General features: G+C 53.6%; 11 protein-coding genes. 5 read left to right on the top strand and 6 right to left on the bottom strand.

Annotated elements, in window-relative coordinates; all coding sequences use genetic code 11:
- The first annotated feature begins 15 nt into the window (after positions 1–15).
- The 5 genes from HMPREF6485_RS04980 to HMPREF6485_RS04960 all read left to right on the top strand — a co-directional run bounded on the left by HMPREF6485_RS04980 (position 16) and on the right by HMPREF6485_RS04960 (position 5538).
- Positions 16–735, top strand: a complete 720-nt coding sequence (locus HMPREF6485_RS04980) for an ABC transporter ATP-binding protein (RefSeq protein WP_004345133.1) — start codon at positions 16–18, stop codon at positions 733–735.
- 60 nt (positions 736–795) lie between these two features.
- A complete protein-coding gene (locus HMPREF6485_RS04975; RefSeq protein WP_004341028.1) occupies positions 796–2055 on the top strand; it encodes an ABC transporter permease in 1260 nt (419 codons plus the stop codon).
- A gap of 47 nt (positions 2056–2102) precedes the next feature.
- On the top strand, positions 2103–3347 hold the full coding sequence (locus HMPREF6485_RS04970) for an ABC transporter permease (protein WP_004345130.1): 1245 nt from the start codon (positions 2103–2105) through the stop codon (positions 3345–3347).
- Between the two features lie 121 nt (positions 3348–3468).
- Positions 3469–4590, top strand: a complete 1122-nt coding sequence (locus tag HMPREF6485_RS04965; RefSeq protein ID WP_004345125.1) for an efflux RND transporter periplasmic adaptor subunit — start codon at positions 3469–3471, stop codon at positions 4588–4590.
- A 24-nt stretch (positions 4591–4614) separates the two neighbouring features.
- Positions 4615–5538 carry a redoxin domain-containing protein gene (locus HMPREF6485_RS04960; protein WP_004345124.1) on the top strand — a complete coding sequence of 308 codons (924 nt, stop codon included), beginning with the start codon at positions 4615–4617 and terminating at the stop codon, positions 5536–5538.
- A 203-nt stretch (positions 5539–5741) separates the two neighbouring features.
- Here the strand turns inward: HMPREF6485_RS04960 and HMPREF6485_RS04955 are convergent, their stop codons facing one another.
- From HMPREF6485_RS04955 to HMPREF6485_RS14225, 6 genes are all read right to left on the bottom strand, one after another.
- On the bottom strand, positions 5742–6305 hold the full coding sequence (locus tag HMPREF6485_RS04955) for an RNA polymerase sigma factor (RefSeq protein ID WP_004345122.1): 564 nt from the start codon (positions 6303–6305) through the stop codon (positions 5742–5744).
- Between the two features lie 98 nt (positions 6306–6403).
- The gene (locus HMPREF6485_RS04950; protein WP_147279908.1) at positions 6404–6664 is read right to left on the bottom strand and encodes a hypothetical protein; all 261 of its coding nucleotides are present in this window, start codon (positions 6662–6664) and stop codon (positions 6404–6406) included.
- 78 nt (positions 6665–6742) lie between these two features.
- The gene (locus tag HMPREF6485_RS04945; RefSeq protein ID WP_004345120.1) at positions 6743–9781 is read right to left on the bottom strand and encodes a DUF6298 domain-containing protein; all 3039 of its coding nucleotides are present in this window, start codon (positions 9779–9781) and stop codon (positions 6743–6745) included.
- Between the two features lie 30 nt (positions 9782–9811).
- Complete coding sequence (locus HMPREF6485_RS04940; RefSeq protein WP_407636075.1) at positions 9812–10402, bottom strand: DUF3826 domain-containing protein; 591 nt, start codon at positions 10400–10402, stop codon at positions 9812–9814.
- 16 nt (positions 10403–10418) lie between these two features.
- Positions 10419–12155 (bottom strand): thrombospondin type 3 repeat-containing protein, encoded by a 1737-nt coding sequence (locus HMPREF6485_RS04935; RefSeq protein WP_004345117.1) that lies wholly within the window; start codon positions 12153–12155, stop codon positions 10419–10421.
- Between the two features lie 253 nt (positions 12156–12408).
- On the bottom strand, positions 12409–12633 hold a 225-nt coding region (locus tag HMPREF6485_RS14225), incomplete at its 5' end, for a hypothetical protein (protein ID WP_211205721.1).

Genomic DNA, 12633 nt, shown 5'->3' with positions numbered 1-12633 from the left:
AGCGTCTAACAAGCGATGATACATCTACACGATATCAACAAGACCTATTTCGGAGCCCAGCCTTTGCACGTACTCAAAGGCATCAGTCTCGACATTGAAGAAGGCGAATTCGTCTCCATCATGGGAGCCTCGGGTTCCGGCAAATCCACCTTATTAAATATATTAGGCATTCTCGACAATTACGACTCGGGCGAATACACCCTTGCCGGCACGCTCATCAAGGACTTGAGTGAGCGTCGGGCCGCCGAATACCGTAACCGCTTGATAGGGTTCATCTTCCAGTCGTTCAACCTCATCGGTTTCAAGACGGCGGTGGAGAACGTGGAACTTCCGCTTTTCTACCAAGGAGTGGGGCGGCGCAAGCGCCATCAGTTGGCTATGGACTATCTCGACCGGTTGGGACTGGCGCAGTGGGCTGACCACTACCCCAACGAGATGTCGGGCGGACAGAAGCAGCGCGTGGCCATAGCCCGGGCACTCATCACTCACCCACAAATCATTCTGGCCGACGAACCTACAGGCGCACTCGACTCCAAGACGAGTGTGGAGGTGATGCAACTGCTCAAGCAACTCAACCGGGAAGACCATAAAACCATCGTCGTGGTGACCCATGAGAGTGGTGTGGCCAACGAGACCAACAAAATCATTCACATCAAGGACGGGCTCATCGGGAGCATCGAAGACAACTTCGACCACCACGCCGGCCCGTTTGGCATTGACGGCGTGATGAAGTGATCCCCGTCAAGTCATGCCCCAACAATATTTGAACACGCCCACAACGAGACACTTTGCATCATGAGAGATATCATCAATGAGATATGGAGCACCGCCAAGCGCAACAAGCTACGCACGGCCCTCACGGGGTTTGCCGTGGCTTGGGGCATCTTTATGCTCATCTTCCTGCTTGGTGCCGGCAATGGGCTCATCAACGCCCAACTCCAAAATACCGACCGCTTCATGGCCAATTCGATGATGGTGGGTGGCGGACAGACGGCCAAAGCGTATGACGGACTGAAGGAAGGCCGCCCCATAGCCCTCAACGACCGCGACCTGCAAATCACCGCCCACGACTTCGGGCAGCATGTAGACGAGGTGGGGGCGCAACTCCATCAGGGCGGTATGACTGTCAGCTACGGTGAGAACTACATTTCCGGAACGCTCTATGGAGTGTATCCCAATGCGGATGAAATCAACAAGATAGAGATGCTCCACGGTCGTTTTATCAATCAAGTGGACTTGCAGCAGACACGCAAAGTGCTCGTTGTCAGCGACAATCAGGCTAAAGAACTCTTTGCGGGCGACCTTTCCCGTCTGGTGGGCTGCTATGTCAAAGTGGGCGACATCGCCTTTCAGGTGGTGGGCATCTACAAGAACGACCAGAGCGGTATGGGCAACGAATTCTATACGGCTTTCACGACACTACGCACGATGTACAACCGCGGTGACGATGTCGGGAACATCGAATTCACTTTCCACGGCCTGCAGACCGAGCAAAACAACGAGAACTTCGAAAAGCAATACAAGGCCCGGCTGAACAAGAACCACCGGGCGGCCCCCGACGATGAGGAAGCCGTGTGGGTGTGGAACCGCTTCACGCAGAACATGCAGATGGAACAGGGCATGAGTATCCTCCGGACAGCCCTCTGGGTGATCGGACTTTTCACGCTCCTTAGCGGCATTGTGGGTGTGAGCAACATTATGCTCATCACCGTGAAGGAGCGCACCCGTGAGTTCGGCATCCGCAAAGCCATCGGTGCCAAACCCGCTTCCATTCTCCGACTCATCATCATAGAGAGCGTCATTATCACCACCCTCTTCGGCTATATCGGCATGTTGCTCGGCGTGGCAGCCAATCAATACATGGATGCCACAATCGGCCACGAACAAGTGAACACCGGACTGTTCACCGCCACGATGTTTGTCAACCCCACCGTGGGCATCGGCGTGTGCCTCGAAGCCACGTTGGTGATGATCTTGGCCGGCACACTGGCCGGTCTTGTCCCGGCCCGCAAGGCAGCCCGCATACGTCCGATAGAGGCACTTAGATCCGAGTGAACAATCAAAACTGAATCCCCTAACTTCCCATCAAACAGTCAACAGCATTGAAGATAGACATCGACACATATCGCGAAATCCTTGACACGCTGACGCGCAACAAGAGCCGTTCGTTCCTCACCGGGTTCGGCGTGTTCTGGGGCGTGTTCATGCTCGTGGCCCTCATCGGCAGCGGGCGGGGGCTCAACGAGACCCTTTCCAACAACTTTGCAGGCTTTGCAACCAACAGTGCCATCATCTTCGGGCAGCCCACCACCAAGCCCTACAAGGGATTCAGGAAAGGACGGCAGTGGAGCATGGTGTATCATGACATCGACCGGTTGAAGCAACAAGTGCCGGGGTTGGATGTGGTGTCGCCCATGCTCTCGCACTGGGGCACCACGGCTGTGTTCGGCGACAAGAAGAGCAACTGCAATGTGAAGGGCCTTTTGCCCGACTACATGAAAGTGGAGACCCCAAAAATGTATTTTGGCCGCTATCTCAACGAGATGGACATTCGCCAGCATCGCAAGGTATGTGTGCTGGGCAAAAAGGTGTATAAAACCCTCTTCCCCGGCGGAGGAGATCCTTGTGGGCAGATGATTCGCCTCGACTCCACCTACTATTCCGTGGTGGGAGTGGACTACAGTGCTGGCAACATGAACATCAACGGGCGTGCCGAGGAGGCTGTCTCCATTCCACTCACGCTCATGCAGCAGACCTACAATCTTGGCGACACGGTGCATCTGATGTGCGTCACGGCCCGTCCGGGCGTGAAAATCAGTGACATCACCGCCGACATGCGTGAGGTCATCGCCCGTTCCCACACGATAGACCCCACCGACGAGAAAGGCATCACCGTGTTCAACACCGAGGTGCTCTTCGGCATGATGGACAATCTCTTCACCGGTGTCAACTTCCTGATATGGCTGGTGGGCATCGGGACGCTGCTGGCCGGAGCCATCGGTGTGTCGAACATCATGATGGTCACCGTGCGTGAGCGCACCACCGAGATCGGAATACGTCGCGCCATCGGGGCCACGCCGCGCATGATACTCTCACAAATCATCGCCGAGAGTCTTGTGCTCACGGCCGTAGCCGGAATGAGCGGCATCCTCTTTGCTGTCATCATCCTGCAATTTTTACAGTTGGCCAATACCACCGATGGCATCATCACGGCCCACTATCAGGTGACGTTCTGGACGGCCTTGGGGGCTGCCACGCTGCTGAGCGTGCTCGGAGTACTTGCCGGGGTGGCCCCTGCCGCCCGTGCCATGAGCATCAAACCTGTCGATGCGATGAGAGACGAGTGAGCAGGAAGGGCCTCTATGCGCCCTCCCTCCCGACTGAGAAAGAATTAAAATTATCTATAACCAATGTGCCGAGCAAACACCCCGTGGGCACTCCCTTCGCTTGAAGGGCCGGGGAAGGCTTATGAAGAAGTATTTTAAAATGATTGTTGCGGGCGTGATCGCCCTGATTTTTATCGGAACGTTCGTGTTTCTCTGGATTCAGTCGCAGCCGAAACCGGTGGAGTATGAAGAGTTTGTGCCGACAGTGAGAGACTTGCGGAAGACGACTGTCGTCACGGGAAAGATAGAACCACGAAACGAAGTGAACGTGAAACCGCAGATTTCCGGCATCATCACCCACCTCTACAAGGAGGCCGGGCAGATGGTCACTGCCGGAGAGGTCATCGCCCGGGTCAAGGTGATACCCGACATGGGGCAGCTCTCGGCTGCTGAAGCGCGTGTGCGGTTGGCCGGCATCAATGTCAAGCAGGCCAAGACCGACTATTCGCGGGAAAAGGAACTCTTCGACAAGGGGCTCGTTTCGGCCGACGAGTACGACCAGATACGCCAGCGCTACAATCAGGCGCGTGAGGAGGTGTCTGCCGCGGCCGACAACCTGCAAGTGGTGCGCGACGGTGTGTCGAGCAGCAATGCCACGGGCAGTTCCACACTCATCCGCTCCACCATCAGCGGCCTCATCCTCAATGTGCCCGTGAAGGTGGGCAATACGGTCATCCTCAGCAACACTTTCAACGACGGTACCACCATCGCCACTGTGGCCAATATGGGCGACTTGATATTCCGTGGCAATATCGACGAGACCGAAGTGGGCCGTCTTGTGACGGGTATGCCCATGAAAATCACCATCGGTGCCTTGCAGAACATCCATTTTCAGGCGGCCTTGGAATACATTTCGCCGAAAGCCGTGGAGAGTAACGGAGCCAACCAGTTTGAAATCAAGGCGGCCGTGCATGTGCTCAAAGGCAACGAGATACGCAGCGGATATAGTGCCAATGCCGAAATCGTGCTGGCATCGGCCACCCATGTGCTCACGGTGCCCGAGAGTGCCATCGAGTTTAGTGGCAACGACACGTTTGTCTATCTCGTCAAGGGCAGTGCCGACAAGCCTATCTACGAGCGTCGAAAAGTAGTCACGGGCTTGAGTGACGGCATCAACATTGAGATCAAGAAAGGCCTTTCGGCTAAAGACAAGGTGCGCGGGCCGATGAAGGTGAAAGACACTGCCGACAAGACTGAAGAATAACGATTCCCTAATCGAAAAACAGACATGATGAAAAAAATTTTGATGACAACCCTGCTGCTTATTTCAGCGTGTGCGCAGATGATGGCCGAAGACGCTGACTCGCTCTATGCCAAAGACTTGTTGAAACCCGGCACCGTGGCTCCCGACTTCATGCTGCGGAGCAATTTGGGCGAAATGAAGACATTCTCTAACTATCGGGGCAGCTATGTGGTACTCGAGTTTTGGGCCTCGTGGTGTCCCGACTGCCGCAAGGACATGCCGCGCATGAAGGCTCTCAACGATGCTTACAGGCAGAAAGGCGTGCGGTTGATGGGTGTTTCGTTCGACACCGACTTTGACAAGTGGAACGGCTACATCACCGCCAACAAACTCTATTGGGCGCAGGTGAGCGAACTCAAGAAGTGGAAGAAAGAGACCGCCATTGACACGCTCTACCACGTGAACTGGATTCCGAGCTACTATGTCATCGACCCCGAAGGGCGCATAACGCTTGCCACGGTCGATTTGACCAAAGTGGAGGGGCTGCTTGCCCGGCTCGATGCCGACGGCACACTGGCCCGTTCCAAGAAGCCCGAGCCGGTGGTGGTGCAACCGCAGTTCACGGGCGGCAATGAAGCGCTCGCCAACTATCTTTCCGCCCATCTCAAATATCCCGCCGCATGCACCAAGGCGGGGGCTGCGGCTCGGGTGGTTTGCGAGTTTGTGGTGGAGCGCGACGGTTCGCTTACCGATGTGCGTGTGTCGAAAGTGAGCGACTTCCATTTCACCAATGCCAAGGTATCAGGCATGACGAAGGGTACACGCGCCAAATTGCAAGAGGAGTGTGAGGGCTGCTTCAAGGTTGAGGCCGTGCGGGTGGTCAGCGAGATGCCCAACTGGACGCCCGGCACGCAAGACGGCAAACCGGTGCTCGTGAAATATCACTTGCCCATCTCGTTCAGCTTGTAGACATACGGTGTATGTCAAGAATATCCTTGGAGCATTTGCATTTGGCCCGATTATTTTGTATCTTTACACCGGCAAGAGGAGCACATTAGTGTTCCTCTTTTTTTATGACCAAGCCACCAGCATCCCCCAACCCCTTAATGGGACTTTTCTATCCAAGTGTGGCCCTTTTGCAAAGCCGTTTGAGCTTTATAATTACAATGACATCAGCATACTGCAGCGGCCCGCAGTTTGAGCATTCCACGATGCACAAGATTGCGCACTGAATGATAGTTCATGTTCATCAACCGACATATCTCGTCGTATTTGCGTTCCTCCAAATAGTAGAGTTGGAAGGCCGTGCGCTGGCGGGGAGTCAGACAATCAAGCAGCTTGCCCACCTCCTGTCTGTCACCGATGGTGCGCTCCCCGACCAGATATTCGTGCTCCACATCTGCCACAACCTGCCCTACACGCACTTCCTCCACAGCAGTCTCAGTGGTGAAAGTGGCCCGGCGGAACTCATCAACCAAGCGGTTGCGCAGCGATATGACGAGATAGGAACTCATTTTGGTGATGTGGGGAATATGAGTACGGTCCAACAGCTTCATAAAAACATCGTGTACACAGTCCTTCACCAGTTCGTTGTCGGTAGTGAGACAACGTCCATAGTTCAGCAACATCCGTATATACATATTATATAAGGTGGAGAAAGCTGTCTCGTCCCCCTCGTGGTAGGCTTTCAAGAGCGAGAGGGCCTGTTCGTCTTTAAGATTTGTCGTAGTGTCCATTAGGTAATTGTTTATTCAAAAGTAGATGACACAAAATTACCTAAAAAGTATGGACTAAGGTCGTAAAAAAAGACAAAAAAGTAGGAAAAATTGGTATTTCAGCCATTTTTCCGACTATTTCCTGCATATAAAGAAACTTTTAACCGCCGTTTTAAGGCTTCTATCTCATCGTCTGAAAAATGGGGTGTGGGCCTGTCGAGATGCAGCAGAATGTCTTTGGCCCGGGCTATTACAACACGCGAATGGGGGTGCTCATCGGAGTATGACTTCCAATAGGCTGCCTGCTTGGCATCCGCCTCAAGCACATATTCCAAAAAACTACGGTCGGCCAGAAGACCGGCAATACTACATGTCGTCATATTCTTTACCATAGAAAAAGCACCTTGCTTCATCTTAAAGACGAAACAAGGTGCTTTTTGTCACCTGCAACGACCTACTTATTTCAACCGCTTCAACCAAAAGACACCTTTCTCCGACCAGCCAAAACGACCGGCAAGCACTCGTTTGCTCCCCACGGGCAACAACTCTCCCGTTTGCGGAACTATCTGATAAAGCCTGTAGAGCCCCTTAGCCAGCGTCACCGAAGCCGATTTCCCTGCACCATCGAGATAGAACAGGGCACCGCCCTGCGGATTTTCCATCGTGCAGACACCTTTTGAGTTCCCTGAAGGAGCCATCCGGGCCACATCACGAAGAAAAGCCTCATCACGCACAGCCACTGCCGGGCAGGAGCCTCCGGCCATCAGCACAGCCCAAGCCAACTCCGGATAACGCGGAGCATAATAAACCACCGCCTTGTCGGGATAGGCCTTCCGACACTCTTCCACCGCCCGATAGACCTCATCGAAGCCCACATTTCCGGCTTTTATCTTACGGGCATACTGACGGGGAGCCATATTCAGTCCGCCTTGTGGGGCATACAGCCCTTTATTGTGGTAATACCACTGCTGTATGTCGATGATATCCACCGCTTTGGAGCGCACAGAATCGGCCATAATAGAATCTTGTACATCTCGCGTAACAGCCAATGCGATTAACACTTTCTTTTTAGTTTTACTTTTCCATTCGCAAACTGTATCGAGCCAAAAACGCACGAAAGGCAAGGGGCCTGTAAACTCTTCACCAATGGAGTGGATCACGTTAGGGTGGTCAGCCAAGGCATCCAACTGTCTGAAAATATATTGCCTATGCAACTCGCGACGCACGGGATGCGTGACATCGTAGAAGTATTCAGCCATGAAGACACGCTTGTCACCGGCAAAAGGAACGGGCTCGGGAAAACCGGTGGCATTGACATTGTTGGCCGAACGCCACGGGCAATCCACCCAATGGGCTCCGGCCTCAAGAATATTGTGCTGAAAATAATGCTCATTGAAAAGTAGTAGGCCTTCACGACTTCCCTTATCGGCAAACTCGTTGAGCCGTTGGTAGTACCAAGGATTGGACTGCGTGAGGTCGTATCGGCTCAATCCGTCCCAAGCCTTGCCTTGTCCGCTTCGGGCAAAAGGTTGCTCATAAAAAGGTGCCCACACATCGCCGTCTCGGCGGCGGACACGCTCATGGTCGTCACGGCGGCGGTCGTACCACAAACCATAGTTCTGATGAAGCACCAATGTGTGGCTACGCCCCATCGTTGCCACCACCGAGTCGATGCGATCGGTAGCTCCCCGTCCCTCCATACCGGGCACGAAACGGGTCACACCGTAGTCGGCTTTCTCCATAGCCGAATAGCGCATACGCCCATTCCACCACGGCACGTTGTGCCGACCACCTACTGCGAGACAACCATCAATGACCAATCGACCGTCTTTCACGGCAAAAACAGGCTGCTTCACCGGCTTTCCGACAAGCATAACCGGCAGTGCATCAACATCCCTACCGCTCTTATGGGTGAGCTGTGGAACAAGTCTGGCACTGTCTATCCACATCTCCATCGTCGTACGAGGATGGCGGGCCATAGCCGTAAAAGCCTGCGCTTCTTCTATCGTGGGACTACTCGACTCGCCGATATTGATATTCAGTGTGCGACAGACGTTGTCAACGATTCTGCCAATACGCATTCGCAGCTGTTCGGCAAAGACACTTCGGGGACGTACATGATTGTTGAGAGATGCGAACCGACCCGTGCCGTTGAACTGTGCCCAGCAGCCATAAACCTGATTCGTGCTTCCATCGGGCAAGCTGTCGGCATAAATACCGGAAGCTGTGCACTGATAGGCCAGACTGTTGGTGGTGTTCCAACCGGTTCCATATTTCTCCAAGCCAAGATTGGTAAACTTCAAGTCGTTGCCGTCAATGTTCACCACATCAAACAACAAACCCGTGGCCCACGACGAACTCGCACCGCTAAAACCGAGCGACTCCTTGGTGTCGCATTGCACAAAGGCGTTGGGCCCTGCCGCACAGAAACCGGCCGAGAAGTCGTTGATGCCCTGTTCGGAATAGCAACGTTGGAAAAGACATTTCTCACCAAGCACCAGGAATGTGCGGCGGCGCATTCCCCCCACTTCCGACACAGGCTCACGGGAGATGCAATCTTCTACCGTGACTTGCTGCCCGGAACGTTGCACAACAACTGCCGAACCGGCCAAATGGCGGAATTCGACCATCCGCACCCAGCAGTTGCGGGCATTGGCGATGTAGACGCCATCCCACGCATGATCTTCGTCCATAGGCCGTGAAGGGTGGCAGTCAGCTTCGAGCGTCAAGTTTTCCACCCCCGAGCATTCCATCCTACCCGGCCAAACATAGCGCAGCAGTTTGGCATCGGCCCAACGCCGGTCGAGAGCCATGCTCAAAGGGGCATCAAGGACGATACCTGATACCGTGGAAGAATTCACCCGACGGCTCCACACCACATCAAGTTCGCCGGGATGCCACCCCCAATAACCGAACTTCTGTCCACCGCCAAAGTCTCCACACCCTAGCATAGCTATCCATTCGGCTGTGGACGGACGCCAAATCATCACCTCATCGCCGGCTTTCAGAGACGGGGAGGCAGCTTTTGATGACGGAGAGACGGGGATATGCCGACTGCCTAAAGGCACATCAGCCGCCACACGGAGCGTATCCGTGACGCGCAAATCATTACGCCCCTCGAGATAGACGATAGCCCCACGATCCACGCCACGCTTCCGGAGCACCGTGGCTTTCTTGTCCACACCGCGCAACACCACACCCGAAGCACTGATGCGTAGCGGCAGAGAGAGTTCAAACGTCCCCCTGTCGAGCAGCACAGCTCCCCGAACTCCGGTCTTACGGTCGGGGCGCAGCGAGGACACATAGTCGATGGCACGCTGGATGCGGGCTGCATTGTCACCCGACTTGTGGCCAACGAATACGGCTACCGGCACGTCGGGAATCGGTTGTTCAGACATGCGGTAGCCGCAATAGGAATAGTCCAACGGGAAAGATTGCGCTGATAGTTGCGCAATCCCGGCCGTGACAGCAATGAAAAAGGCTATTATTTTTCTCATACATTTATCTTAGTTGGCAGACGGACGAGTCTACTTGTTCACCCGCTTCATCCACGCTTCGCGCTCAGCCTTAAGGTCGTAGCCGCGGGATGCCAACCAGTTGTTGATGCGCCCCTTGTACTTACCAAACCACGCGTGTTTGCTTTTGGCATCGGAAGCATCGATGGCAAACTCGCGTGCCTCTTTGAGCCAGTTCAGTATCCGAAGTTTTTCATCCTCCTTGAGCGAAGGAATCATCTCCAAATGCGCCTGATAGGTCTTGGTCACCACACCGTAAGTCATCCCGTCTTTCACGGTTTCGATTTGCCCATCTGTGAGATAATCAGCCAGTGCTGTCGCAAATTCGAAATGATGCTTGTAGAGTTCGGCCTCAAGTGCCTGCCTGTCAGAAGCGTATTTCGCATAAAGATCGTTCAACAGAAAATAACGGTTGGCAATGACATTCAGTACATTTCTCTTGGCATCATCATTGCTCAGACCGAGCAGATTCACGATTTTCCCGGAACGGGCGACAATATTCCGCACGTACTCGGGCGCACGCCGAGTACTGTCGAGAGCCACTTGTGCTTTTGCTCCGGCCAACATTAAGGCGCAACAGAGCGTCAAAAACAGTCTATTCATGTCTTTCCCTCCATCTTTACATCACCCCGCCACGCTCGGCCAGCGTGTCATGATTATTCTTCAAGTCGGTCCAGTCCACCTTTTTACGGGTGTCAATGCCATTGATATACTTCTCAATGTTGGTGTATCCGTCACCGTTGATGTCGCCGTTGGCATCCGATGGATCGTTGGGATTGAGACCGTTGGCCGTCTCCCATGCGTCGGGCATACCGTCTCCGTCGCTGTCTTGATAGGGCTTGCCTTTATATTTGGGATAGCCCCCCATCTGTCGGGGATCGGTGATGATGCCAAATTTATAAGAATCCTTGCCCAGCCGGCGATATTTGAACAGTCCGTCTTCGTTCTGACTTTTCTCGGAGAGCCCCCATGTATCGCCGTAGGGATTGTCTTTCGGGAGCTTGTTCACATAGAAAGCCTTGCCCGTGCGCACCTCTTCAATGATTTTCCTGTCCACCTCATCGCGCACCGGCAGCGTGGCTCCGGCATTGTCAAGCACCCAACTGTAAGCCCGACCGGCATCCATGATAGTGAGATGCGGCATTGCAAACGGCTCGTTGCTGCACATCATCGACTTCTCAAGATTGGGAATCCGGTCGGTGTCATCGGCTATCTGGATACCCCCTGCCCAGTTGTCGCGGGTCACGGCCTCGTTACCTTCCATCACATTGCCCGAAGCATAAATCCGCCCATACTGCTTATAAGGGAAAAGATGCTCGCTACGACTCTCCGACTTGATAAACCGATGACCCACGGGCTTGTCCAAGGGAGTGAGCGGCCCCGGCTTATAGTAGTTGTTGATGAAGTTGGACATGGTGGAATACTCACCGCCATCGGCCGTGCGATGCACCCAGTTGTAAATCACATTGTTGACAAAATTAAACACACCGCCCCATCCGATGGAGGGGTTGCGCCCCGTGTTGTCAGCCCACAGATTGCGCATGAAAGAAGCGTTTTCGCCACCGATGGTACTGCCGAAGGCATGATTCCACGTATCGAGAGCCTTCGCAGAAATCGTATTTTGTATGGTGACATTCACGGTTGGCTCCTTCCGTTTGCCCGTTTTGTCGCCCAAGTCGAACATGTGCCGATAGAAAGAGATATTCTCATCAAGTCCCCATTCGCAGGAACAGTGGTCTATCATGATGTTTCCGATGGGATTACCCCCAAAGGAGTCTTCACGATAAATGACACTGGTCTGCCCGCGACGGAAACGCATGTGGCGCACAATGACATCGTGAGTGTCTACCTGAAATGATTCACCGGCAATGCACACCCCGTCGCCCGGGGCTGTCTGTCCGGCAATCGTGATGTAAGGGGCACGCACGAAAATGGGACTCTTCAGCCGGATGATGCCTGCCACGTTGAACACCACGATGCGGGCACCGCCCTGTTCGCAGGCCCAACGGAACGAACCGGGTCCATCGTCATCCAGATTGGTGACCACAAGCACCTTGCCACCACGACCGCCAAAGGTGTACATACCGCCACCCTCCGCACCGGGAAATGCCGGAATCTTAGCCTGTCGCAGGTCGTAGGGTCGCGAAGCCCACGGCACGTATGGCCGTCCCTGCTGTGCTTCTTTCTGAACAATGGGAAATGCTTTGGTCCATGCCTCATCGGCATGCCGTTCCCACGCTTTCTTCATCGAATCGATTCTGGCAGCACCTTCGCCCGAAAGCTGGGGATATTGCGCCATTGCCGCACCCGGAGTCAGCAGCAACGCGCAAACTGCTATCATTATTTTCTGCTTCATATTACCGTTAATATGTTTTGTTTTCACCTTTATATAATAATAAACGCCCTTGTCTGCCCATCAGCTGAAGACGAACACATAAAAGACGGAGAGAAAGCCTTTTTGTACTCAAAAGCAGCACAATATACCATCATAACAATAAAAATGTCGCAAGCCACAGTCTATGAAACCGCAAAAAATCAGCTCTGTCACTTACAACATCATCATTCCATCATACATAAAAGCCGAATGACCGAATATATATCACGAAGTATTAAAGAATTTGAAAATAGCGGACACAGAGAGGAACGGCTGACAGGATGAATCTCCAACCAAGCGGCTTTCCATGTCTGGAAAAATGACTTTCGAACTCCATCAAGGCCGAACGACAAAGCGAAAGAGCCACACTTGGGAAGTCATCCGGGCCGGATGACAAGCTCGCGGAGACCGTTTTGCAACACAATTTGACCATGACGAGAGGCTTTTTCAAAGGAAAATT

This window comes from Segatella buccae ATCC 33574 (assembly GCF_000184945.1).
GTDB lineage: Bacteria > Bacteroidota > Bacteroidia > Bacteroidales > Bacteroidaceae > Prevotella > Prevotella buccae.
This window is presented reverse-complemented; position numbering and strand designations above follow the sequence as displayed.